Origin of the sequence: Ruegeria sp. HKCCD7296 (assembly GCF_013110775.1) — a bacterium.
In the GTDB taxonomy this organism is placed as follows: domain Bacteria; phylum Pseudomonadota; class Alphaproteobacteria; order Rhodobacterales; family Rhodobacteraceae; genus Ruegeria.
In genome coordinates this window covers 24,252-47,884 of the sequence record NZ_WVRF01000011.1, presented here as the reverse complement: position 1 = coordinate 47,884, position 23,633 = coordinate 24,252, and the positions used below count along the sequence as shown (strand labels likewise).

Genomic DNA, 23,633 nt, shown 5'->3' with positions numbered 1-23,633 from the left:
GCTGCTGTCAGCAGTATAATAACAGGAGACGAAGGATGTCGGTATTCTTGCAGTTTGGACCGCGGGCCGAGACTCATCAACTATCGGTCGGGGGTGTGACCATGCGCGTTGTTACCGAAGGTGAGGGGCCTGCTATCGTATTTGTTCCTGGTGGGGACCAAACTGCTGAAGCCTATTCAGAACAGTTCTCGCGCTTATCCGACAGCTTTCGTTGCATCACCTATGATCCTCGCGGTGCGGGCGAGACCCAATCACCCCCGCCTCCCTGGGCGATGAACGACTATGCTGCCGACTGTGCGGCGGTGATCGATGCGTTTGCGGGTGGCCGCGCAACTGTATGTGGCTTGTCGTTGGGTGGCCTCGTTACACAGCAAACTGCGATCGACTTTCCTGACAAGGTTCAACTTGCCATTCCCATGGGAACTTCCGCCTATATCGATGGGTTCACGCGCGACTGGATGCAAGCCGAGATTGACCTTCGAAAAGATGGCATAACCCTACCCGACTACTTTCTTGCCCCCCACTATGCGGTCTATGCCTTTCCAGCCAAAGCGCTGCACGAACCAGAACTGTGGGAACAGCTCAAGGCATCTTACACCGAACGCTTCCGCGACCGCGATCCGCAAGCCACAATCGATCAATGGGAAGCGTGCCTGAACTTCGATTGCCGCGAAGATCTGAAAACCTGCCCGGTCCCTATGCATGTAGTCGCTTTCTCTGAGGATGTTCAGACCGCTCCAGTCATGTGCAAGGTTGTTTCGGACCTGGCGCAGAACGGAACATTCCACGAGATCCCAGGGCTGGGACATGTTTCCATGACACGCCACAAACCTGACGTCGTAGCGAAAAAACTACGCGAGATTTTAAGCGCCGAATTGGTGCAGCAGTAAACGGCTGACCAGTTAGATGAGAATTGCAATTGCAGGATTTCAGCACGAAACCAACACCTTCGTGGAAAGCCCAACGCGACTGAGTGATTTTGAACGGGCAGATAGCTGGCCAGAATTGTTGCGGGGGCGGGACGTTTTGGGCGTGACCGATGGTATGAATCTGCCCATCGCCGGATTCGCAAAGGCGGCGTTGGCGGAAGGCGTGGAATTACTACCCATTCTGTGGTGCGCAGCAGAACCGGGCGGCAAGGTAACAGACCGCGCCTTTGACACCATCGCGAGGCTCATAACTGACAAACTTCAGGGAATGACACCGCTCGACGGTGTTTACCTGGACCTGCATGGTGCCATGGTGACAGAGTCATGGGATGATGGCGAGGGTGAGCTTTTGGCGCGGATCAGACAGATCATTGGGCCGGATCTTCCGCTTGTTGCAAGCCTTGATATGCATGCCAATATCTCGCAACAAATGGTGAATTACTCGGATGCAATGACCATTTTCCGCACCTACCCGCATCTTGATATGGCTGCCACAGGCGCACGGGCGTATCGGATGATACGCGAAATCCATGCAAATGGCCGACCCGCGAAATCGTGGAGACAAGGGGAGTATCTGATCCCGCTGCACATCCAGTATACAGAAGTGGCGCCAGCCCAAACGCTGTATGGAACTCTGAAGGCGTTCGACGGACCCGGCACGCGACTGGTTGAACTTGCCATGGGATTTACCGCAGCGGACACAGCTGATTGTGGTCCATCCGTGCTGGCGTATAGTTCCTCTCAGCCCGACGCCGAGGCAATGGCCGGGCATGTTTTTGCAAAGTTGCAGGCTGCTGAAACACAGTTTGAAACAGCTTTGCTAACGCCAGAGGACGCAGTCGAAACCGCCCAAAAGGCAACTGGCGCTGGGCCTGTTGTGATTGCGGATGTACAGGACAATCCAGGTGCCGGTGCGTCGGCGGACACCACTGGGCTGCTGCGTGAACTTGTTATTCAGAATACCCCACTTTCCATTCTTGGGCTGTTGCATGATCCGCAATTGGCAGCAAAAGCCCATGCCAGGGGTCCAGGTGCAGAATTTGAGGCAGAAATTGGCGGTCGCGGCCCCGGTGACACGCCATATTTAGCAAATGTGCGTGTGCATCATCTGAGCGATGGCCAATGTCGTTACACGGGCGAAATGTATGGCGGCGGGATTGCAACGCTGGGCCCCTCGACGGCATTGCAGCTGATTGGAACGCAAATTCATGTCATAGTAACCAGCATTCGAAATCAATGTCTGGATCTGGCGCAAATTCGGCTGTTCAATCTCGAACCTGAACAGGCACGGATTATTTGCGTCAAAAGCACAGCCCACTTCCGAGCTGATTTTGAACCCATCGCGCAAGACGTCCTGTTATGCGCCGCGCCGGGGCAGTTTCCCTGTGAACTCAAAGATGTAAACTATACAAAGCTGCGATCAGGGGTTCGAATACTCGGAGGATAATTCAAATCCCCAACTCCTGCCTCTCAACTTAATACAACGTTGTTGTCCCACACCGTTGCCAAGCCGAACTATGGGGCTGGAGGATCAGTTGTTATGCATCCGCCTTTATCAAATCACTGGCCTTTTCTCCGATCATGATCGCTGGTGCATTTGTGTTGCCACTGACGATTTCCGGCATGATCGAGCAATCGGCCACCCGCAGGTTTTGTATCCCGTGCACCTTTAGCTTTGCATCAACAACCGATGTCTTGGTGCTGCCCATCGCGCAGGTGCCGGTTGGGTGATAGATTGATGCAGTGTTCGATCTGGCCCAATCCAGCGTGCCTTCATAGTCATCGTGGCTTAACTCTGCCGTTGGTCGAAACTCCTCTGAAATTTTTGACGCCAGAGGGTTCTGTTTAGCGATCCTACGCGCGATGTTCACACCATCCACAATTGTGCGGCAATCCGTTTCTGTAGACAGGTAGTTTGGAATTATTTTGACATGTTTAGACGGATCCGGGCCGTTAAGGCGCAATTCCCCCCGACTTTCCGGGCGTAATTGACAAACCGACATTGTAAAGGCGGAAAACGGATGCACGCCCTCGCCGGGGCTGTCGGCGGACCAGGGCTGAACGTGGAATTGAATATCGGGGGTCTCAACATCCGGGCGGGTCTTCATGAATCCGGTTGCGAGGCTTGCGGCCATGGTCATTGGCCCTGCGCGGAACAACGCGTATTTCAGGGCAATGCGCGCCTGATTGATGAGGCTGCGGACTTCGTCATTCAATGTCGGTTCATTGCATTTGAATACCAGCCGTGCCTGCAAGTGATCCTGCAGGCCCTTGCCGACACCCGGCAAGGCGTGCAGCGGTTCAATACCGTTTTCTTTCAGGTGGTCCGGGTCTCCGATCCCTGAAAGCATTAGAATCTGTGGTGAGTTTATCGCGCCGCCTGACAGAATGATTTCGCGACGGACTTTCAGCGTTTGCTCGACCCCAGAGCGATCCCGATATACCAGACCGGTCGCCTTTTTCTTGTCTATGACCACGCGTGACACCAACGCGTTTGTGATGATGTTCAAGTTTTGGCGGCCTTTTATGGGCTTTAGATAGGCCACGGCGGCACTGCATCGGCGGCCGTTGCGCGTAGTCAGCTGAAAATACCCAACACCCTCTTGTTTGGCACCGTTGTAATCGGGGTTAAACGGGTAGCCTGCCGCTTGTGCAGCGGCGACCCACGCGTCGCAGATAGGACGTTGGATACGCATGTTGGACACGGACAAAGGCCCGCCAACACCGTGATATTCGTCTGCGCCCCGCTCTTGATCTTCACAGCGTTTGAACAGAGGCAGGACGTCATCCCAGCCCCATCCTTCATTGCCCATTTGCCGCCAGCGGTCATAGTCTTCCTTTTGACCGCGTACGTATAGCAACCCGTTCAACGAGGATGAGCCGCCCAACACTTTGCCGCGTGGCCAGTCGATCGAGCGCCCGTTCAACCCCGGATCAGGTTCGGTGCGATAACACCAGTCGACCGTGGGGTTATGCATGGTTTTGAAATAGCCAACGGGGATGTGAATCCACGGGTTGCTGTCGCGGCCACCAGCCTCAAGCAATGCAACACTCGTGTTGGGGTCGGCGCTGAGCCGATTGGCAATCACGCAGCCTGCGGAACCGGCCCCGACAATCGCATAATCCACTTCCATTATCGCCTCCTCCCAATGCCGCTGAAAAAAACTCTATGCAAGATAGAGGAATTATACTAGCCTTTTTTGATACAAAACGTCTCAATAATTGCAATCAGGGAGGTAAGCAATGGAGATCGGTAAGAAACTGAGTGGTATTTCGCGGCGGGATTTCTTCCGTGTGGCGGGCCGTTACGGCATGAGCTCGACACTGTTGGCAGCAGGCGGGTTCGGTGGAGCGATGAGTTTGGCGAATCTGGCTCAGGCCGCCGAATCAACCTATGAAAAGCGCTTTTCTAAAGAGCCGAAACACACGCTGAAGTTTGGTGCTTCTGGATTCAACACTCGCAACCTGCTGATCGAACGCGCCGGTGCGATCGAGTTCGCGCGTGATCTTGAGGAACGCACTGACGGAGAGATCCGGATTGAGTTCATCGGCGACAATCAGATCTGCGGACAGCTGAGCTGTGTCGAGAAGACCCAGCAGGGGATCGTCGACATTTACGCGGCCTCGACTCAGAACTCGGCCGGTGGCGCACCTTACCTGAACGTGTTGGATTATGCTTACATGTTCCCGAGCCGCGCGGCGCAGTATCACTTTTTCTACAGCCCCGCGAGCCAGCGCATCCTGCGGGATCCCCTGGAAAAACGGCACGGGTTAAAGTTCCTGTTCACCCATTGCGAACTACGCGGTCTGCAAATGGGTTCGACCTTTGCGGACAAGCCGACCGTGACCAAGCTGGAAGAGCTGTTTGGCACAAAGAACCGCGTGACGGGCACGCAGCTTGGCCGCATCGCCATGCAGCTCTTGAATCTGAATCCGGTGCCGGTGGCATGGGAAGAAACGCTGGACGCTTTGAAAACCGGTCTGATCGACGGCGCCGAAACTTGGGCCTCGGCTGTAGCCTACGCCAATATGGCGCCGGTCGTATCTCAGTCGGTCAACCTGAAGTTCTTCTGCGGAACCGAGCATACATCGATGTCGGCCAAGGTCTTTGACGGTTTGGGCGGCGAGTTGCAGGATGCAGTGATGGAGTCCTCTTACTTCACTCAGGCTTTGATTCAGGGTGCGAACGAGGCCGCGCTGCTGAACACAGTTGGGTTCTCAGAGCCGCAATTGCCCAACACGATCTTTGCTGAGAACGGTGTGCGTCCGGCCTTCCTGCCCGACGATCAGATCAAACTGGCCGAAGAGATGTGTGCCCCCAACTATAACCCTGAACCTTGGGCGCAGTGGCGTGAGCGTCTGAACAAATGGGCCGGTGGCATCGACACCTATCAGGAAATCTACGACATCGCGCGTGAGATTCCAGCAGACATGCTGCCGGAGAATGTCGAGCCACGCCGTTGGTGGATGGGCCAGGCCTGATAAGCTTCTGCGAACCGGCCCATAGCGGGCCGGTTCGATGCAAAACCGACTGGGAGGACGGGGTACATGTCGTTTTGGGCAGAAACAGGCGCGATATTCAGCGCCTTTCTCAGCCAGGATTCCTTCGAGATTCAATCTGCGCTGGAATCGAACGCGACCTGGGTATTGGGCGCGGTCGTCGCGGCCCTGGGCGGGGTCGCGATCATGCTGATTTATCGGGCAGTGCCCTTTGTCGAACGCCATCTGGAGCGGTCGGTGATGGTGTATTCCTATCTCGCTATCGCGCTGATCATCTTCTGGGGTGTTATTGATCGGTTCGTCTTTAACGATCAGGAGCCGTGGTCGACGACCATCCCGCCGCTCTTGTTCATGGTCATGGCGTGGTTTGGCGCGTCCTATAATGTCCGTCTGCGCACTCATCTGAGCTTTAGCGAATTTCGAACCGCTATGCCCCGTGGCGGACAGCTGACCTGTCTGATCCTTGATGCGATTTTGTGGTTTGGCTTTGCGGTAATCGTGATCGTGACCACCACGCGTCTGGTGGCGTTGTCGGCGTCAAATTTCCAGATCGTTCTGGGCACGGACAACATCATGCAGTGGTGGTTCCTTCTGGCTGCGCCGCTGTCTTTCTTTCTGATGGTTGGGCGGGTCTTTCAGAACCTGGCAGATGATCTTCACAATTGGAAAACGGGTGAGCCGCTTATCAAGCAGGCCGTGATTGGGGCAGACTGATGGCTGACGGAACTTTGGTGACATTAATCTCGCTGGGCGTGACCTTTCTGTTCATGCTGGGCGTGCCCGTTTTTCTGGTCATTGGATATTGGGTGATCGGTTGCTCCTTTGTGCTGGGTCTCACCCTGGACAACATGGGTGCCGAGCTTCTCAATGTCTTCAACAAGGGCTTTGCTCTTTTGGCGATGCCCCTGTTCATTCTGACCGGTGACCTCATCAACAAATCCGGCATTGCCCGAAGGCTCAGTGACTTTGCCTACGCCTGTCTGGGCTGGATACGCGGCGGGTTGGCAATGGCTTCGCTTGGGGCATGCGGGTTGTTTGCGGCGATCTCGGGGTCGAACTCGGCGACGACGGCGACAATCGGCTCGATGCTGCATCCAGAGATGGTCAAGGGCGGCTATGATGAACGTTTCAGTGCGGCCACTGCGGCAGCGGGTGGCACGGTGGGGATCATCATTCCCCCATCAATCATCTTCATCGTCTATGGGTTTTTGATGAATCTGCCAATTTCCGAACTTTTTGTGGCAGGGATTCTACCCGGCGCACTGATGGTTATCGGGATGCAATTTGCTTGCTGGATTATCTGCCGCATGAACGGGTGGGGCTACCTGATCCCGTTGCAGCTGAACCGTGTCCTGAAAACGGCGTTTGGCGCTTGGCTTGGTTTCTTCGCCATTGGTTTGGTGCTATGGGGCATTTACACAGGCAAGTTTTCCCCGACCGAGGCCGCAGGTGTAACTGTTGGCTTCTGCGTCATTGCCGGTCTGGTCAGCTATCCGATCAATCGGATCATGGGCGCACGGAATGACATTCCACCAACCGAGAAAAGCTTTGCCGAAATGTTCGTGGTTGAAGGTTTCACAATCCCCGAGATCCCGTCGATCGTGATCCGTTCGGCGCAGATCACCGGCATTCTTGCGCCGCTGATCGCTGTTTCTGTGGTGATGCAACAGATCCTGTCCTTGCTAGGGGCGCAGCAAACCATTGGCGATTTCGTGACTTCAATGGGTGGCTATTATGCGGTTCTGTTCACTTCGATGGTCATCGTCTTCTTTTCGGGCATGGTGCTGGAGAGTTTGCCAGTCACAATCATCCTTGCCCCGATCCTTGCCCCGATTGCAGCTTCGGTTGGAATCGATTCGGTTCATTTTTCGGTGATCTTCCTGGTTGGGGCATCTATCGGGTTCATCACACCACCTTACGGTCTAAATCTCTATGTAGCTTCGGGCGTGACAGGCGTACCCTATTTCCGGTTGTTGCGATACACGGTGCCGTATCTGGTGGCGTTGCTGTCGGTTTGGATTTTGGTGTCGCTTGTGCCCGATCTGGCCTTGATCCTACTTCCAAATAGCTAGACTGTTACGGGATGGCTGAAACGGAAACACAAGAGAAAGAAACTCAGATCCCGACCAACTTGCGCCTTCTTCTCATACTTGAGGAGGTGGCGCGGCGCGGTGTGGCCGTCAAACCATCGGACTTGATCGAAACACTTGGGCTGGCCAAGCCAACCATTCATCGTTTGTTGCAAACAGCAGAAGCCGAAGGTTTCCTGCAACGCGATCTGGACGGTCGCTCTTATGGGCCAGGTCGCCGGTTACGGTTGCTTTCGGTCAATACGATGTCGTCAGAGCATCTGCGAACAGCACGTTTGGCAATCTTGCGCAGTGTCGCGGAAGAAGTGGGCGAGACCTGCAATCTGGCTATCCCGGACCGCGAGGGAATGATATATCTTGACCGGGTCGAAACGAAGTGGCCTTTGCGCATTCAGTTGCCTGTCGGTACGCAAGTACCCTTCCATTGCACCGCAAGCGGCAAGATGTATCTGTCCACACTGCGGCAGAAAACGCTGGATGGGTTTCTTTCAGCAGGAAACTTACGGCCGCAGACCGAACACTCGTTGACGGATCCCAAAGCTTTGCAAGCGGAAATCCGGCGTATATCCGAAAACAATTTTTCCACAGATGACGAGGAGTTCATGGCCGGAATGACAGCTCTTGCTGTGCCGATTCAAGATGGGCAGGGCAGGTTGGCTGGAACGCTTTCGGTTCATGCCCCGACACAACGTCACGATGTCAAAAGCCTGATGTCGTTTCTGGGCACGCTGCAAAAAGGGGCGAAAGAGCTTTCGGCGATGTTAGCGGAATGATCAGTACCTAAGATGACAGTTAGGATGCAAATTTCCTTCCGTGCCGTCTCCGGCATCCTCGATCGTGCCCCCTGTGACATCGTTTTGATAATCTTGTGCCTTTGGTCCGATTTCAAACAACACTGTCGTGTTGCCGAGCGGCGCAAAGGACCAGTTTGCGAGTGCTTTGGGGTTGGTTATGCCTTGCTCGACGATATAGCGCACGATATCGTCGCGGCTGGTGTCCAGGGCCTTGAATGCGAGCGTGTCTCCCGGCGTACCAGATAAGAACCTGCCGTCGGACACGCGTTAATTGTCGGTAGCAATAAGGAACTCCAAATCGCCTTTGACAGCTTCCGGGTATCTTGAAGGGCCACGAAGCATGATCGCGAGATGAGCTCGCTACATCCTTGAAAGCCCAGCATTGGTGTTCAAAAGAAATTGGCGGAAAATCGGGCTGCTTGCCGCGCCAATTCCGCGCGCGTTCTCTCCGACCGCCGCAGCTTCGACGACCGGAGGGATCAACCCCCGTTTATCCTGATTGACCAGATACCGGCGAACCCGGGCGACCAGTTCATCCCGCACTTCGGGTGGGAATGCGCCATCGATGAATATTGCTTCGAAGTCGATGACAGCGCAGATGGACAATGCCGCTTTTGCCAATTCCTGCGCAGTGGTGCCGATCCATGGATCCACATATCGGGAAATGCTGCTCCAATCCTGCGGCTTTCTCCAAAGAACCCCAGGGTCGACACCTGCTTCGATCAGCCTGTCCTCGAGCAGAAACAGTGATGCAGTGTCGATCAGTTGCTGGCTTTCACCCAATGGGCCTGTTGTGCGCATCGCGCCTAAGGCACCTGCATTGCCTTGGTTGCCCTCGAACACCGTGCCGTTCAACGCGACGCCACCGCCGATCATCGAGCCGATGAAGAAATAGAAATAGTCGCGATACTCGGCCCCGCGACCATAGAGATGCTCTGCGTGACACGCGGCAGTAGCGTCGTTAACGACAAAGACCGGAAGATCGCTGAATTTGGCAACTTCGGAAAAGAAATTCACGTTTTTCCACGACCTGAATTTCTTGGCTGCAAGCCCTGACAGGTCATGCCACTTCCAAAGTTCGAACGGAGTACCGATTCCGATACCGCACACTCGGTCCCGAAGAGTCCGAGGTTCGTGTGAGAGGAGCGTCTCCAGCCCAGACTCCAGAAAGCCGAAAATGACCTCTGGTAGCGGATAGTCATACGTGGTGGAGAGTTGGCGGCGCGGCGTGCCCAAAAAGTCGATCAACAGCAGATCGGCACTACGCCGTCCAATCTTCATCCCCACCGACAAGATGCCTTCCGGGTTCAATTCCATGGGGATTGAGGGCTTCCCCACTTTGCCGCGCAACGGGGTTCCACGTTTGAGAATCCCGTCCTTTTCAAGTTTGCGCAAAATTATTGATACAGTTTGCGGAGACAGGCCTGTTAACCGCGCAACGTCCGCGCCAGCGGTGGGCCCATGTCGCTGTAAAACCGTCAAAATCAGACGTTCGTTGTGATCGCGAACCCCGCTTTGACTTACCCCGCCGGTCAGTGATTTAAGAGCCTCTTTCTCCATAAGTTTGAACATAAACGCCTTATTTTCTTATGAAAAGACATCCGCGCAAATTAATAAATAAACTTTATTTATTTATTGACAGAGAGGCCAGAATCACTGTTCTCTGATTGAGACCTTCATTGGAGGATGAGGTCGGGTCTTGCTGGCATGCCGTGCGAGGCAACAACAATTTTCTGGGAGGACAACATGAGAAATCTATTCAAGATTGCCGCATCAGCGACTGCGCTTACGATGGCCGCAGCATCCGCCCAAGCGGCTGGTGAAACCGTTTGCCTGATTACCAAGACGGATACCAATCCATTTTTTGTAAAGATGAAGGAAGGTGCCACAGCCAAAGCCGAAGAGCTTGGCATGACGCTTAAGGCTTTTGCAGGTAAGGTCGACGGCGACCACGAAACTCAGGTTCAGGCGATCGAAACCTGCATTCTTGATGGCGCAAAGGGAATTCTGCTCACGGCGTCTGACACAAGCTCGATTGTACCGGCTGTTCAGCAGGCGCGCGACGCTGGACTTCTGGTGATTGCGCTGGACACACCGCTGAGCCCAATTGACTCGGCGGATGCTACATTTGCCACGGACAACTACAAAGCTGGTTTACTGATCGGACAATGGGCAAAGGCCAAAATGGGTGATGCAGCTGCCGACGCCAAAATTGCGACACTTGATCTGAACGTCAGCCAGCCAACAGTGGATGTTCTTCGCAACCAAGGTTTCCTGGATGGCTTCGGTGTAGACTTGGCCGACCCCAACGTGATCGGTGACGAAACCGATGCGCGCCTGGTTGGCAGCGATGTAACCGACGGCAACGAGGAAGGTGGCCGACGTGCAATGGAAAACCTTCTGGCAAAAGATCCAACAATCAATGTCGTTCACACGATCAATGAACCAGCAGCGGCAGGTGCTTACGAAGCTCTGAAGTCTATCGGACGTGAGAACGACGTGCTGATCGTCTCGGTTGATGGCGGCTGCCCCGGTGTCCAAAACGTAGAGGCAGGTGTCATTGGTGCCACCAGTCAGCAGTACCCGCTGTTAATGGCCTCGCTGGGTGTCGAAGCCATCAAGAAATGGGCGGACGAAGGTGTGAAGCCCGAAAATACGCCCGGGAAAGACTTCTACGATACCGGCGTTGCACTGATTACCGACCAACCAGTTGACGGCGTCGAGTCTATTTCGGTCGCCGAAGGCCTGGATCTCTGCTGGGGCTAAGCAAGCACCAATTGGATGAGGCGCGTCGCAGCGCCTCATCCTTTCTGTTCACCGAAAAACCGAAACTTCCTTTAAACTGATCTCGTGGCTGCGATGCGCGCTAGGGAAGGGGGAGAGATGTCTGAAGCAAAACGAGGCGCCCAGGAGTTTGAGACTGCTGCCAGTCCGAAAGAGACCGTGGCTGAATTTGAGAGCCACCGGCGCGGCATGTTGGGGAAGTTACAGCACCTTCTCCACGTCAACCCATCTTTTGTGCCTTTGATCGTATTGGTCGGAGCAATATTGATCTTTGGCTTGCTATTGGGTTCAAAATTCTTCTCGCCCTTCGCAATGACCCTGATCCTGCAACAGGTTCAGATTGTAGGTATCGTCGCCGCAGCGCAAAGTTTGGTCATTCTGACCGCCGGCATTGACCTAAGCGTCGGGGCGATCATGGTGTTTTCTTCTGTCATTATGGGGCAATTCACCTTCCGCTACGGTATTCCGGTACCAATTGCCGTCATGTGCGGTCTGGCCGTTGGCACGATGATCGGAGCTTTGAACGGTTGGCTTGTCAGTCGCGTCAAGCTGCCCCCCTTCATTGTCACACTCGGGATGTGGCAGATCGTTCTTGCGACCAACTTTTTGTACTCTGCGAACGAAACCATTCGCAGTCAGGATATCGAAGCCAACGCCCCCTTCCTTCAGTTCTTCGGAACAAAGTTCAGCATTGGCGGGGCGACTTTTACCGTTGGCGTCATATTCATGCTCACGCTTATCTTTGTGCTGGCTTATGCGCTCAAACACACAGCGTGGGGCCGACACGTATATGCCGTAGGGGATGACCCCGAGGCCGCCGAGCTGTCCGGTGTCAACGTCCACAGAACCCTAATGTCCGTCTACATGCTGTCCGGTCTGATCTGCGCTTTTGCGGGCTGGGCTTTGATCGGGCGCATCGGATCGGTCTCACCAACCTCCGGCCAATTGGCCAACATTGAAAGCATCACCGCTGTCGTGATCGGAGGTATTTCTTTGTTCGGCGGCCGTGGCTCCATTCTGGGGTCCCTGTTCGGGGCGCTGATCGTGGGTGTCTTCACCCTCGGGCTGAGGTTGCTTGGCGCAGATGCGCAGTGGACCTTCTTGCTTATCGGGCTTCTCATCATCGCAGCAGTCGCAGTCGACCAGTGGATCAGAAAGGTATCGGGCTGATGTCAGACACAACTCCAGTCGTCCAAGGGCGCGGGATCGTGAAGCGCTATGGCCACGTCACCGCCATCGACCATTCCGACTTTGAGCTGCGCCAAGGTGAAATCCTTGCGGTCATCGGAGACAACGGTGCGGGCAAGTCGTCTATCGTCAAGGCGATTTGCGGCGCTACGATCCCGGATGAGGGTGAGATCTTGATCGAAGGGAAGAGAGTCAACTTCACCTCACCGATCGACGCTCGCAACATGGGGATTGAGATCGTCTATCAGCAGCTTGCGATGTCCCCGGCGTTATCCATTGCGGACAACATGTTCATGGGTCGCGAGATCCGCAAACAGGGCTTCATGGGCAAATACCTGCGTCAGCTTGACCGACCTGCAATGGAAAAGTTCGCTCGTGAGAAACTGACCGAGCTTGGGCTGATGACCGTTCAATCCATCAACCAAGCGGTTGAGACGCTTTCGGGTGGACAGCGCCAGGGTGTTGCCGTTGCCCGCGCAGCCGCCTTCGCGACCAAGTTCATTATCATGGACGAACCGACGGCTGCTTTGGGGGTCAAGGAAAGCCGCAAGGTGCTTGAACTTATTCAGGATGTACGCGCGCGTGGCATTCCGATCATCCTAATCAGCCACAACATGCCGCATGTCTTTGAAGTTGCAGATCGCATCCATGTGCACCGACTAGGCAAACGGCTCTGCACGATCGATCCCAAGGACTATACGATGTCCGACGCCGTCGCCTTCATGACCGGCGCCAAAGAGCCCCCGAAAGAGGACGCCGCGTGATCAAGCAGGACGTAGAGCGCGTTTGCGATTTGATTTCCTCCCGGAGGCAGGTTGAGGTCCGGACGATTGTTGCAATTGCCGGCCCTCCTGCGTCCGGTAAATCGACCTTGGCAGAAACCGTTGTAAAATCGCTGAACACTCAGCAAAACTCGGTGGTTCCGTTTGCGACTCTGATCCCGATGGACGGCTACCATTTGGACAACGGTGTACTCGAACCGCGCGGTCTGCTGCCGAGAAAAGGCGCGCCAGAAACCTTCGACGGTATTGGGTTTTGCGATGCAATCAGACGGCTTCAGTCTGCACGGCATGAGCTCTTTTACCCAAAATTCGACCGCCATATGGATATTGCCATCGCAAACGCGATTGCTGTTCACCCTGAAACGCCAGTTGTTGTTGTAGAAGGAAACTACCTTCTGATGGACAGCGACCCGTGGAGGACAGTGGCGGATGCGTATGCTGCAACGGTTTTCATAAGCCCAACTTTGGAAGAACTCGAAAGCAGGCTGCAACAGCGATGGATAAAGCATGGATTTGACCCAAAATCCGCGCTTCGACGTGCTAAATCTAACGATCTGCCCAATGCCCAGCTTGTTATTCGCAACAGCAGGAAAGCAGACCTAAACTTAAACCAGAATTATACGGAAACCGGCACACGCTACGCTTTTTGACCCGGTTTTCCAGGCACCAAGTTAGTCTGCCGGGTGTTTCGCTGAACGAAGCCTTGTGCTTGAAATGGAACTGGCAACCAGTACTGCGTGACCGCTTCTTTTCTTAAGGAGCCTCGCGACCAACCTTCACCCAGGCACCCTGAGGCAGATACAAGCAGTCTGGTGTTGACGGATTGTTGGAAGAGTGGCGGTTAAATAATTGCCTCGAGACAGAGCAGGTCACGACATATGGTCGTTCCAAACCATCGCGCCGTTATCTGAAAGGTCGAGGCATGGCATTCAGACGCGCTCGAGCCTTGCGTTTGTCGGCGACAATAGAGTTCGTTGGATCGGCAACCACCCACGAACTGGTGGGCACAGGCGCATGTGTACTGCTGCGCAGTTTTCTGATCTGTGTGGTCCGAAGGGGCAGGGTATTTGTGCGGATCCGTTTTCGAGATTCCGGGCGCTCAGGCCGTAGCTTGAAAGGAGGACCCGATGCGTTGGACACGAACATTGCAATTGGTCGACGTGCACTGCGCCGGTGAGATTGGCCGTGTGGTAACAGGAGGCATGCTGGACATCCCCGGCGCGACGATGGCTGACAAGCTTGACTATATCAACAAGGTGGATGACGACTTGCGCCGACTGTTGTGTTCTGAGCCGCGTTCAGGCCCTGCGGGCTCTGTGGTTCTGTTGCTTCCAGCCACTAAACCGGAGGCCGATACAGGCTTTATCGTCTTGCAGCCCGATCAGGCACACGCGATGTCAGGTTCCAATGCAATGTGCGCCGTGACGGCCATTCTGGAAACCGGCATGAAACAGATGGTTGACCCTGAGACCGAGGTCGTGCTGGATACCGCAGCCGGGTTAGTGCGTGCCATCGCCCGATGCGAGAATGGCAAGGTCATCAACGTGGCGCTGGACATGCCGCCTTCCTTCGTTTTGACCAAAGCTGCTGTCATCGACACACCCGATCGGGGGCAGATCACGTATGATATCTGCTTTGGCGGCGTGTTTTATGCGTTGGTAGATGTGGAACAAATGGGGCTTACCATATCACCTGAGAATGCACGCGCATTAGCCATGAACGGCGTATCTTTGAGGGAACGGATCGCGTCCAGCATCGAGGTGAAACACCCAACGACGCCAGCTCTGGATGGGCTGGCTTATGTCATGTTCCGTGGCGAAGACGATGACGGGGCCATTCGAACCTGCACGACGATGCGTCCCGGGCGTGTGGATCGGTCTCCTTGTGGCACCGGGTCAAATGCAAACATGGCTGCCCGACATGCCGGCGGATTTGTGGAACCGGGCGACAAACTGGTTTCGCGCTCCATAATTGGCGGGGAATTCACCACGGAATTTATCTCCGATGCAGTCATTGGAAGCTACCCTGCAACGCAAAACCGCGTTTCCGGTCAATGTTGGATTTATGGCCTGAGCCAAATTGGTCTTGATCCTACCGACCCGTTTCAGAATGGGTTCACACTATCGGACACTTGGGGAGGCTAGCTGCCGCCCTTCTTCTGGTGGGTTTGAAGGTGATATCCGGCGAGATTTTGAGAGTTTGTGGCTTGAACAGGTGGCTTGGGGTCAATCTGTTCACATTATTTGAAAGATCCAGCCCCCTCGTGGCGATCTAAAAGAAATAGGGCAACGCATATGCGACTAGGATTTATCGGAACGGGCGTGATCACCGAGGCGGTGGTAAGCGGCCTTTTGGCGACCGACCTGGAGATTGCTGAGGTTCATGTGACCAAACGCAATCGCCGAGCGTCCGCGCGGCTGGCTGCAACTAGCGATCTTGTGCAGATCTGCGATTCCGCGCAATCGGTTGTTGATAATTCGGATCTGGTGTTTTTGGCTGTCCGCCCGCAGGATGCCCAAGCGGTGTTGCGCCCGCTCACGTTTTCCGAGGGTCAGCACGTCTGCAGCCTGATCGCCACGTTGACGCATGATGCTTTGCAAGACTGGATTGGCGCACCTGTACGACTGTTCCGAGCAATCCCATTGCCCGCAGTCGCACAGCACCGCGGAGTGACTGTCCTGTTTCCACATGACCCGATAGGCGAGGCGCTTTTTAACCCCTTGGGAACTGTGGTCAGTGCCCAGACAGTGGAAGAATTCGATGCCTTTGCCGCCGCAAGTGCGCTGATGGGAACGTACTTTGGTATTTTGGATATCGCTTCGGCCTGGATGCAATCAAACGGAATTAAGCAGGTGGATTCGCAACGCTACCTGAATGGCGTTTTTGCAGCGCTGGCGCAGACCGCGATGAAGGATTGTGAAAAATCCTATGACGCGCAGCGGATCGAGCATTCGACCCCGGCTGGGCTGAACGCACAATTGTTTCAGGTCTTTGTTGAAGCAGGAGGTACAGAGGCCGTAAAGACAGGGCTGGACAGCGTAATGCAGCGTTTATGCAACGCCCGCGAAAGGTCTGAGCGGGGTGAGGAGTGAGGCGCATTCCAGTCGGAACGGTCAGTGTTTTGACGGGTGCCAGCAAGCAAGCCCCGCGCCAAATTCATGCGAAGGACAAGTGAAGCAAACCCGGACAATCTGAAACTTAGGGTTTGTGCATTACAGAGGCTTTATACAGCCTTTCATTGTCTGCCCAACTGAATCCGGTTTCGAACTCGGTTGACCGGATTGATTGCGGGCGCTTGTGTTTTGCATTGCTTTGAAGTGCTCACGGCCATAACTGAATTGATATGGCTAATCGCAGATACAACATCCCTTCTCTAAGCTCGCTGGTTGCCTTTGAGGCGGTGGCGCGACTGCAGGGGTTCGCACGTGCCGCCGAAGAGCTGAACACGTCACAGCCCGCTATCAGTCGCCACATTCGAAACTTGGAGATCCGATATGGTGTTGAGTTCTTTGATCGCGACAAAAACCCGATAGCGCTTACATCCAAAGGCAGTCAGTTTTACGCCGGCGTGGTTCAAGGTTTCGATGCATTGCAAAATGCGGTTCAGGATTTGAAGCAAGTCGATAACAGCGTCACCCTGGTATGTTCTCATTCAGTTTCGCACTTGTTGCTGATGCCGCGATTTGGATACCTTCGGAACGCTTTGGGAAATGAGGCCGAACTGCGTGTCATGACTGCTGAATATAATTTGGTTCAAGCTGCAGTCGATTCGGGCGGTGATATTGTTTTTGAATACTCTGCAACAGCGCCTGACACAGAACATGTTGTGGTATGTGAAGAGAAGGTCAAACCGGTTGGGACGCCCGAAATGGTTAGGCGCGCTGTCAGCGCCCTGTCGGGAGAATGCGAAGCACCGCCGCTACTGAGATTGCAGAAAGAGAACTATGGTTGGTTGGATTGGATTGACTGGTGGGATGCGCACCCCGAGTATGCGGATTGGCCGATCTGTGGAGAATTCGATAGCTATGTCTATCTGTTAGAAGCGGCGGCATCCGGTCAGGGTTTGGGTTTGGGTTGGCTCAGTTTCATTGACCCTTACCTAGCGCGTGGTGATCTGGTTGAGATGCCAGTTGACTGGCATTCAACATCCACCAAGGTATATGCTCGGTTAACGCGATTTGGGCAAAGGAACCCAATGGCGCAAAAGTGTCTTTTGCTTTTGAAGGGATCACAGTTAGCAGATTGAGTAAGCCTAGTTGGTGACTGTGGCGGTACGCCACCATGGGTAAACTTATGTTCGGATCATTGAGGCTCAGAATTCAGACTCGGTCATGCTACAAATCGTATCGAGCCATCAGGCAATATTTTGTCGTCAAAGTTGTGTGTTCAAGTCACCTGGCCTGAGCCCCAGAATCTCCTCCAAATTAGTGTTTAGTCCGCTCAACTGAGGGATGGGCAAATAAAGACCAGATGCACCCAGAAAAAGATCACCCAAATGATCAAGGAACAGGAAACTGCACGCCATCTGCGACAGCCAAAGTATGACAGTTGCCCGAAGGTGTTCCAGTCTGCAGGCGCTATCGCAGCCCACATTGTTTGTTGGCCAAGTGTCCTGGAACTTAGAAAGTAGCTTTTGCCTGCATGGCTTTGGCCCCGTCGAAGCGGCGAGCCCATAGCTGCATCGTGTTGTCTTCACGCGTTCCTTCGATATGGAACGGAGTCATCCCCGCCAGAGGAGCAGTTCCACGGAATTCAAAGATTCTTGGTGTCGCTCCCATGGTACGTTGCGCAAGATCAACCAGTAGCGTTGCCGTAAGCGGCCCATGAAAGACCAACCCGTCATACCCCTCGACTGAGCGCGCATAGTCTACGTCATAATGGACCCGGTGCCCGTTGAAGGTCAGGGCCGAATAGCGAAAAAGCATAACTTGCGACGGCGATATTATTTCAGAGACTTCGGCATTGATCGGAGCAGGAATAGGCAAGGATTTTTGAGCATTGGGATGCGGGTCTTCCCGATAAACGATGTCGTGTTCTTCAGTTATGGCCAGCGTTCCGTCGTTCAAAAAAAGCTCGTGTAGAACCGTCACAAAACACAGTTGCCCGCTGCGACCGATCTTTTCGGTTATCTTTTTTATCGTAGAGCGTTTCTTAGCCTGGGAGCCCAGTGGGACAGCTGCCTTGAACTTGAACCGTCCGCCAGCCCACATTCGGCGAGGTAGAGCGACCGGAGGCAGAAAACCACCTTTCTTTGGGTGACCATCACGACCCAGTTCGCCCAGCGGTTTTGCTTCGAGAAAGTAAAGCCAATGCCACAAAGGTGGAAGTGCGTCGCCGCATTGCAATGTCGGTTCGCGGCCAATTGTGGCCTGCATAAACCGGGCAGGTTCGGTGCGCAAAGTGTCCGTACGCGTTTCTGAGCGTCCGATCCAAGAGTCGACGTCGTGCGGCATCAATACGGATCCTTCTTCGTTGGTCACGCGAATGCAGGGTGCAACGCCGCGCCATACTGATCGATTGAGGGGGCGGATGACAACGCTTGCCCTCTTTAACGTCCAGCCAACGGATCAGCATATCGGGTTTCGCGTTGGTTTCGCTTCCTTGAGCTGTCATCTCAGGTCAGCTGTACGCCAGTGCTATCGACCGGTCGGCGGTTGGGCGCTCACCAAAGCGCGCTTTGTAGGCTTTTGAGAAATTGACGATACTGGCAAACCCAGTTGCGACGGCAACATCAATGATGGACAAATCCGTTCCATGCAGCAACACGCGCGCACGGTCCAGACGCAGATTGCGATAGTGTCGTGACGGGCTGGTCTTCAAGTGTTTGTTGAACAACCGTTCGATCTGCCGCCTCGAGATTTTTTCTTCTCGAATCAATTCATCAACCGGGATCGGATCCTGAAGTGAGTCTTCCATTTTCTTGAGAATGCTCAGAAAAGCGGGGTTTCGGGATCCAGCCATTTTTGACATTGTCTGGCGTTGCGATCGGTTGCTGTGATTGTCAAAGTTATGGAGGCAATGGTCCGCCACTTTCTGGGCAGTGCCACTGTCGAAGTCCGATTCAATGATGGAAAGCGTCAAGTCCAGGCTGGCAGTGCCCCCGGCGCTTGACGCCAAACTGTCATCAGCCACAACACGCACCAACAAGCAGTCAAGTTTTGGAAACATCTCTTCAAAAACCGGCGCCAGAGACCAGTGGAGCGTCAGTTGCGCTTCGGTTGCCAACCCGGCGCGCGCCAAGGTAAATGCACCGGTTCCGATCGCCGCGACCCGACCGCCAAATCTGGAATGTCTGCGCAACCATTGCAGAGTTTCAGGGAGAGCGTCGAGATAGCCGGAGTACCCCGAGCACACGATCACGTAGTCTGCATGCCGCGTCATAGAAAGGCCGGTCTCTGTCGGGATTTCGATCCCGTTCGAGCACATTACGTTGCTGCCTGTTTCGGTCATGACCGACCAGGTGTATTCTGTTTCACCTGTCACTAAATTGGCCGCCCGCAGAGGTTCGATTGCCGCCGCGAAATCCAACATGTTGGTGCCTGGAAGCAGCAGAAAGTAAAAGTGGCGCTTTTGGGCAATGATTTCTGAATGCCCGACAGCGCTTGGGTTTTCACCCCCCCGGCAACGGGTGATGGGTTTGGACTCAATATACATACGCTGCCTTGCCTTTCCTCAGACCTTTAGAATGGATTTGAGATCAGTACCCCTGTCTGCAACCATCTCGGGATGCGGGGACTTGCCGGATTCGATCAGCCGTTTTGCAACCATGTAGGCGCGCGGGTCGTTCATTGCGTCGGTCGCAATGAGTTTCCCTTCACAATAGTTCCATACCGAGTACGACCCATCGTCACCTTCGCGTGAGACGACCTGATCATAGCCGGCATTCAATCCGGCGATTTGAAGCTTGACGTGATACTGATCCGACCAGAACCAGGGCTTCGCCTTATAGGGTTTGGTGGCACCCATGATGTTTTCGGCTACCGTTTCGGCCTGATCAATGGCATTGCCAACGCTCTCCAATCGGATCTGGGCGTTCCCATGGGGAAACGTCGCACAATCCCCCGCAGCCCAGATACAAGGATGCGAGGTGCGGCCCAACGCATCGGTTTTGATGCCGTTTTCGACGGTAACTCCGGCTGTCTCGGCAAGTGCCGTGTTCCGGGTAATGCCAATCCCTAAAACAACAAAATCGGCAGGGACAACGTCCCCGTTGGCGAGTTCGACACCGTCTGCGCGGCCCTCTCCCGTGACGCGTGCGATCTTGGTACCTTCAAGAATTCGGACGTTGTTGGCATCGTGCAGCTCGCGGAAATACTTGGCGGTTTCCGGTGACGCGACACGCTGCAAAATGCGCGGTGCAGCTTCGATCAGAGTCACATCCAGATCCAGCTTTGCCGCAACGGCAGCGACTTCGAGGCCAATGTAGCCTCCGCCTATGATGGCAACCTTTCGACCTTGCTTGAATTCCGGTGCGATTGCATCGATATCGGCAATCCCTCGGATCGTATAGGTGCCAGTCAGGCTTCCACCTATGCTCTCGGGCAAACGATTGGGGGTTGAGCCTGTCGCGAGGACTAGGTGTTCAAAGGCCAGTGTTTGATCGTCACAGACAAGTGTCTGATCGTCCACAGAAATGTCCGTCACCCGCTGATTCAGGTGCAAGTCAACCTGATGCTCATCAAAGAAACTCTCGGGCCTCAAGAACAAGCGGTCCCGAGGCAGCTTGCCCAACAGATACGCTTTGGATAGGGGCGGGCGCTGATAGGGTGGGTGCGCCTCCTCTCCGATCAGGGCGATTGGCTTGTCATAGCCAAGATTGCGCAGTTTGACTGCGGCGGAGCAACCCGCTTGCCCCGCCCCGACAATGATGACACCATAGTTGGTCATTTCATTGACCTCGCAAAGTCACGCTCAAACACATTCGCGGTCCGCGATATCGAGGGCTCGATCCAGGATCTCCAGACCCGTCATCAGATCCTCTTCGCTGATGTTCAGCGGTGGGGTCAGGCGGACGACATTGGAATAGAAGGACAGGTACAGCCCTTCGTTCATCGCAAAGCTCATCATATCCGACATTGGCTTGGCATCCGGGCCCTTCGCTGCAAACGGCACCAATGGTTCGCGCGTGTCGCGGTTCTTGACCAGTTCGATGCCGTTGAACATGCCCTTACCGCGAATATCCCCGATGCTGGGGTGCTTTTCTGCCATTTTGGCCAGCTCGGCCCGCATCTTTTCACCCATGAGGGTTGCGTTTTCCAGAGCGCCTTCGTCCTGCATGGCGCGGATTGCAGCGATGCCTGAGGCGCAGGCCAGCGGATGCCCAGCGTAGGTCAGACCTCCTGGCATCGGGTAGTCGCGCAGCCAGTCATGCAGTTTGGTTGAGACCGACATGGTACCAAGTGGTACATAGCCCGAGTTGATGCCCTTGGCGCTGGTGATGATGTCCGGCTGTACACCCCAGTGATCGACGGCGAACCATTTTCCGGTACGACCGAACCCGGCCATGACCTCATCTGCGATCAGCAGGATGCCGTATTTTTCACATGTTTCCTTGATCGATTGCAGATAACCATCCGGGGGAACGATGATGCCGTTGGTGCCCACGATCGGTTCCAGAATGACGGCCGCCACCGTGTTGGGATTTTCGTACATCAGGATCTCTTCCAGATGCGGACCGCCCTGGGCCACCGGGCATTTCGCCGGATCGGTGTGGCCTGTCGGCAGGCGATACACGTAAGGGTCCAGCATCCTCACCACGCCCGGCATATCGGCGCGGGTCAGGTGGTGGCGTGGGTCGCCTGTCAGGGACAGTGTGCCCCCGGTTGCCCCATGATACGAGCGATAGCGCGCGATGATCTTGGTCCGGCCTGTATAGTGCCGCGCCAGACGGATCGCAGTCTCGTTCGCCGCCGAACCTCCGGTAGTGAAAAAGGTCGAGGTTATGTTTTCAGGCGTGATCTCGTTCATGATCGCCGCCATTTCCGAGCGCACATCCGAACCCATCGCCGGGCCGATATAACACAGCTTGTCCGCCTGATCCTTGATCGCCTGTACGATCTTGGGGTGCTGGTGACCCATATTGGCGTTCACCAATTGACTTTGAAAGTCCAGATAGCGTTTGCCGTTGCTGTCCCAGAACCAGCTGCCTTGCGCGCCGGTGATGACACGTGGGCGGCTGCCTTGCTTCGACCAGCTTTGCAGATAGTGATCTGCATGCATGTCCTTGACCCATTCAGGATCATGTGAGGGGAAGGCGTTGCTGAAATCTTCCATAACAGGTCTCTCGGCGGGATGAGGTTTGGATCAATCGATAATGGTGACGGGCTGGCCCAAAGCGTCGGCATCAGGTGTGACGCCCAGACCCGGCCCTTCTGGTGGTGTGATGCGGCCGTTCTCGCGTACAGGGCCATCGGGGGCCAGACGCGGGCCGACATAGTGGCTGAGGTCGCACGTGTTCATGATACCACGCGCAGGTGTGGACGCGGCCAGATGCAGCAACGCGGCGGTGGTGATGTCGCTGCCCCAGGTATCTTCGATACACATCTGGGTGCCCAGCGTCAGGCACAAATCCCGGATTTGCCGCATGGCAGACAGGCCGCTCATCTTGGATAGTTTCAATGCCACGGCCTGCATGCATCCGGCCTGATGCGCGGCGAAGATCGAGGCGATGTCATGCGCGTTCTCGTCAATCTTCATCGGAAGGCCTGTGGTCCGCTGCACGTGGGCGCATTCCTCAAGCGTGGCACAGGGCTGTTCCAGCATGACATCCAGATGGGCCGCAGCACGACCAACCCGGATCGCGGTTAACGCGTCAGTGCCGCAGTTCCAATCGCCATAAACCAGCGGGCCCGGACCCACGGTTTCGCGCACCTTGGCCAGTCGCTCGACATCCGTTTGCCAGTCGCCATCAGCGCCCAGCTTGACCTGGAACTGGCGCATCCCATTGTCATAAGCATCTTGTGCCATGCGCGCCATTTCGTCCGGCGCCACACATGTGATCGAGTGATAAAGCGGCATGTCCTTGACCTGCCGACCTCCCAGCAGGCGATGCACCGGCAGATCGGCGGCTTGGCCGGTCAGGTCCCACAGCGCCGTATCGAGCGCGGATTTTGCGTAACCATGGCCGTGAAGATACCTGTTGGCCTGCTCCATGACGGTTTCCGGCCCCACCGGGTCCGCACCAATGAGCACCGGAGCCAATTCGGCAATGGCCGGGATCACGCCCTTGGCATAGGCGGGCAGGTAATGCGGGATCGGGCAGACTTCGCCCCAGCCGGACAAGCCCGTATCCGTGTCCAAACGCAAAACCACCGAAATGGTCGTGTCACAGGTTTTCCCATCTGCCATGTAATATGTTTCATGGCTGGTCAGCGGGACTTCCCAGGCAGCAATGCGGGTGATCTTCACGTCAGGTTTCCTTTCATTAACCCGTTGCGCAAATGGCAGGTTTTTCGGTCTTTCTATTGGGGTCGCAGGATGCTTCAGGGCGTTACTACGATGTTGCCAAACGGTCAGTGTCTTGATCTGAGTTGTCGGTATTGGGTGGCGGGCACCTGATCTTATGCC

At 55.0% G+C, this 23,633-nt stretch carries 21 protein-coding genes; 13 read left to right on the top strand and 8 right to left on the bottom strand.

Annotated elements, in window-relative coordinates; translation table 11 throughout:
• Window positions 1-35 precede the first annotated feature (35 nt).
• Window positions 36-890, top strand: a complete 855-nt coding sequence (locus GS632_RS14825) for an alpha/beta fold hydrolase (RefSeq protein ID WP_171238006.1) — start codon at window positions 36-38, stop codon at window positions 888-890.
• Window positions 891-906: 16 nt separating this feature from the next.
• Entirely contained in the window at window positions 907-2,376 is a 1,470-nt protein-coding gene (locus GS632_RS14820) for a M81 family metallopeptidase (RefSeq protein WP_171176459.1), read from the top strand.
• Between the two features lie 91 nt (window positions 2,377-2,467).
• On the opposite strand, the gene GS632_RS14815 is transcribed toward GS632_RS14820, so the two are convergent.
• Window positions 2,468-4,063, bottom strand: coding sequence for a GMC family oxidoreductase (locus GS632_RS14815; RefSeq protein WP_171176461.1), 1,596 nt, complete (start codon window positions 4,061-4,063; stop codon window positions 2,468-2,470).
• 109 nt (window positions 4,064-4,172) lie between these two features.
• Here GS632_RS14815 and GS632_RS14810 point away from each other — a divergent pair, with 109 nt between their 5' ends.
• The 4 genes from GS632_RS14810 to GS632_RS14795 all read left to right on the top strand — a co-directional run bounded on the left by GS632_RS14810 (window position 4,173) and on the right by GS632_RS14795 (window position 8,292).
• A complete protein-coding gene (locus tag GS632_RS14810; protein WP_171176463.1) occupies window positions 4,173-5,411 on the top strand; it encodes a TRAP transporter substrate-binding protein in 1,239 nt (412 codons plus the stop codon).
• A gap of 66 nt (window positions 5,412-5,477) precedes the next feature.
• The gene (locus GS632_RS14805) at window positions 5,478-6,143 is read left to right on the top strand and encodes a TRAP transporter small permease (protein ID WP_171238007.1); all 666 of its coding nucleotides are present in this window, start codon (window positions 5,478-5,480) and stop codon (window positions 6,141-6,143) included.
• A complete protein-coding gene (locus GS632_RS14800; RefSeq protein ID WP_171721279.1) occupies window positions 6,143-7,501 on the top strand; it encodes a TRAP transporter large permease in 1,359 nt (452 codons plus the stop codon). The genes GS632_RS14805 and GS632_RS14800 overlap by 1 nt, the downstream gene beginning before the upstream one ends.
• Window positions 7,502-7,512: 11 nt before the next feature.
• Window positions 7,513-8,292 carry an IclR family transcriptional regulator gene (locus GS632_RS14795; RefSeq protein WP_171176469.1) on the top strand — a complete coding sequence of 260 codons (780 nt, stop codon included), beginning with the start codon at window positions 7,513-7,515 and terminating at the stop codon, window positions 8,290-8,292.
• Here GS632_RS14795 and GS632_RS14790 read toward each other — a convergent pair whose 3' ends face one another.
• Both GS632_RS14790 and GS632_RS14785 read right to left on the bottom strand, forming a co-directional pair.
• On the bottom strand, window positions 8,293-8,577 hold the full coding sequence (locus tag GS632_RS14790) for a hypothetical protein (protein WP_171721280.1): 285 nt from the start codon (window positions 8,575-8,577) through the stop codon (window positions 8,293-8,295).
• A 96-nt stretch (window positions 8,578-8,673) separates the two neighbouring features.
• Entirely contained in the window at window positions 8,674-9,873 is a 1,200-nt protein-coding gene (locus GS632_RS14785; RefSeq protein WP_171177281.1) for an ROK family transcriptional regulator, read from the bottom strand.
• Between the two features lie 231 nt (window positions 9,874-10,104).
• Here GS632_RS14785 and GS632_RS14780 point away from each other — a divergent pair, with 231 nt between their 5' ends.
• From GS632_RS14780 to GS632_RS14750, 7 genes are all read left to right on the top strand, one after another.
• A complete protein-coding gene (locus GS632_RS14780) occupies window positions 10,105-11,079 on the top strand; it encodes a sugar ABC transporter substrate-binding protein (protein ID WP_245223183.1) in 975 nt (324 codons plus the stop codon).
• A gap of 117 nt (window positions 11,080-11,196) precedes the next feature.
• Window positions 11,197-12,267: an ABC transporter permease gene (locus tag GS632_RS14775; RefSeq protein WP_171176475.1), complete on the top strand. Its 1,071-nt coding sequence runs from the start codon at window positions 11,197-11,199 to the stop codon at window positions 12,265-12,267.
• A complete protein-coding gene (locus GS632_RS14770) occupies window positions 12,267-13,049 on the top strand; it encodes an ATP-binding cassette domain-containing protein (RefSeq protein ID WP_171176477.1) in 783 nt (260 codons plus the stop codon). The genes GS632_RS14775 and GS632_RS14770 overlap by 1 nt, the downstream gene beginning before the upstream one ends.
• A 194-nt stretch (window positions 13,050-13,243) precedes the next feature.
• Window positions 13,244-13,717: a hypothetical protein gene (locus tag GS632_RS14765; RefSeq protein WP_171176479.1), complete on the top strand. Its 474-nt coding sequence runs from the start codon at window positions 13,244-13,246 to the stop codon at window positions 13,715-13,717.
• Between the two features lie 477 nt (window positions 13,718-14,194).
• Window positions 14,195-15,211: a proline racemase family protein gene (locus tag GS632_RS14760; RefSeq protein WP_171176481.1), complete on the top strand. Its 1,017-nt coding sequence runs from the start codon at window positions 14,195-14,197 to the stop codon at window positions 15,209-15,211.
• Window positions 15,212-15,361: 150 nt separating this feature from the next.
• Window positions 15,362-16,159 carry a pyrroline-5-carboxylate reductase gene (locus tag GS632_RS14755; protein ID WP_171176483.1) on the top strand — a complete coding sequence of 266 codons (798 nt, stop codon included), beginning with the start codon at window positions 15,362-15,364 and terminating at the stop codon, window positions 16,157-16,159.
• 251 nt (window positions 16,160-16,410) lie between these two features.
• Window positions 16,411-17,313, top strand: a complete 903-nt coding sequence (locus tag GS632_RS14750; RefSeq protein ID WP_171721281.1) for a LysR family transcriptional regulator — start codon at window positions 16,411-16,413, stop codon at window positions 17,311-17,313.
• Window positions 17,314-17,686: 373 nt separating this feature from the next.
• On the opposite strand, the gene GS632_RS14745 is transcribed toward GS632_RS14750, so the two are convergent.
• The 5 genes from GS632_RS14745 to GS632_RS14725 all read right to left on the bottom strand — a co-directional run bounded on the left by GS632_RS14745 (window position 17,687) and on the right by GS632_RS14725 (window position 23,474).
• Window positions 17,687-18,520 (bottom strand): MaoC family dehydratase N-terminal domain-containing protein, encoded by an 834-nt coding sequence (locus GS632_RS14745; protein ID WP_171236240.1) that lies wholly within the window; start codon window positions 18,518-18,520, stop codon window positions 17,687-17,689.
• Between the two features lie 166 nt (window positions 18,521-18,686).
• Window positions 18,687-19,721, bottom strand: a complete 1,035-nt coding sequence (locus GS632_RS14740; protein ID WP_171176489.1) for a GlxA family transcriptional regulator — start codon at window positions 19,719-19,721, stop codon at window positions 18,687-18,689.
• Window positions 19,722-19,739: 18 nt separating this feature from the next.
• A complete protein-coding gene (locus GS632_RS14735) occupies window positions 19,740-20,954 on the bottom strand; it encodes an NAD(P)/FAD-dependent oxidoreductase (RefSeq protein ID WP_171721282.1) in 1,215 nt (404 codons plus the stop codon).
• A 24-nt stretch (window positions 20,955-20,978) separates the two neighbouring features.
• Entirely contained in the window at window positions 20,979-22,340 is a 1,362-nt protein-coding gene (locus GS632_RS14730) for an aminotransferase class III-fold pyridoxal phosphate-dependent enzyme (protein ID WP_171176493.1), read from the bottom strand.
• 30 nt (window positions 22,341-22,370) lie between these two features.
• Window positions 22,371-23,474 carry a mandelate racemase/muconate lactonizing enzyme family protein gene (locus GS632_RS14725; RefSeq protein WP_171176495.1) on the bottom strand — a complete coding sequence of 368 codons (1,104 nt, stop codon included), beginning with the start codon at window positions 23,472-23,474 and terminating at the stop codon, window positions 22,371-22,373.
• Window positions 23,475-23,633 lie beyond the last annotated feature (159 nt).

What these genes read in the sequence shown, in the direction of transcription:
- GS632_RS14775 (WP_171176475.1), top strand. Translation starts at nt 11,197, where the DNA reads ATGTCTGAAGCAAAACGAGGCGCCCAGGAGTTTGAGACTGCTGCCAGT.
- GS632_RS14820 (WP_171176459.1), top strand. Translation starts at nt 907, where the DNA reads ATGAGAATTGCAATTGCAGGATTTCAGCACGAAACCAACACCTTCGTG.
- GS632_RS14770 (WP_171176477.1), top strand. Translation starts at nt 12,267, where the DNA reads ATGTCAGACACAACTCCAGTCGTCCAAGGGCGCGGGATCGTGAAGCGC.
- GS632_RS14800 (WP_171721279.1), top strand. Translation starts at nt 6,143, where the DNA reads ATGGCTGACGGAACTTTGGTGACATTAATCTCGCTGGGCGTGACCTTT.
- GS632_RS14805 (WP_171238007.1), top strand. Translation starts at nt 5,478, where the DNA reads ATGTCGTTTTGGGCAGAAACAGGCGCGATATTCAGCGCCTTTCTCAGC.
- GS632_RS14780 (WP_245223183.1), top strand. Translation starts at nt 10,105, where the DNA reads ATGGCCGCAGCATCCGCCCAAGCGGCTGGTGAAACCGTTTGCCTGATT.
- GS632_RS14760 (WP_171176481.1), top strand. Translation starts at nt 14,195, where the DNA reads ATGCGTTGGACACGAACATTGCAATTGGTCGACGTGCACTGCGCCGGT.
- GS632_RS14735 (WP_171721282.1), bottom strand. Translation starts at nt 20,954, where the DNA reads ATGACCAACTATGGTGTCATCATTGTCGGGGCGGGGCAAGCGGGTTGC.
- GS632_RS14795 (WP_171176469.1), top strand. Translation starts at nt 7,513, where the DNA reads ATGGCTGAAACGGAAACACAAGAGAAAGAAACTCAGATCCCGACCAAC.
- GS632_RS14785 (WP_171177281.1), bottom strand. Translation starts at nt 9,873, where the DNA reads ATGGAGAAAGAGGCTCTTAAATCACTGACCGGCGGGGTAAGTCAAAGC.
- GS632_RS14815 (WP_171176461.1), bottom strand. Translation starts at nt 4,063, where the DNA reads ATGGAAGTGGATTATGCGATTGTCGGGGCCGGTTCCGCAGGCTGCGTG.
- GS632_RS14730 (WP_171176493.1), bottom strand. Translation starts at nt 22,340, where the DNA reads ATGGAAGATTTCAGCAACGCCTTCCCCTCACATGATCCTGAATGGGTC.
- GS632_RS14825 (WP_171238006.1), top strand. Translation starts at nt 36, where the DNA reads ATGTCGGTATTCTTGCAGTTTGGACCGCGGGCCGAGACTCATCAACTA.
- GS632_RS14750 (WP_171721281.1), top strand. Translation starts at nt 16,411, where the DNA reads ATGGCTAATCGCAGATACAACATCCCTTCTCTAAGCTCGCTGGTTGCC.
- GS632_RS14755 (WP_171176483.1), top strand. Translation starts at nt 15,362, where the DNA reads ATGCGACTAGGATTTATCGGAACGGGCGTGATCACCGAGGCGGTGGTA.
- GS632_RS14740 (WP_171176489.1), bottom strand. Translation starts at nt 19,721, where the DNA reads ATGTATATTGAGTCCAAACCCATCACCCGTTGCCGGGGGGGTGAAAAC.
- GS632_RS14810 (WP_171176463.1), top strand. Translation starts at nt 4,173, where the DNA reads ATGGAGATCGGTAAGAAACTGAGTGGTATTTCGCGGCGGGATTTCTTC.
- GS632_RS14745 (WP_171236240.1), bottom strand. Translation starts at nt 18,520, where the DNA reads ATGCCGCACGACGTCGACTCTTGGATCGGACGCTCAGAAACGCGTACG.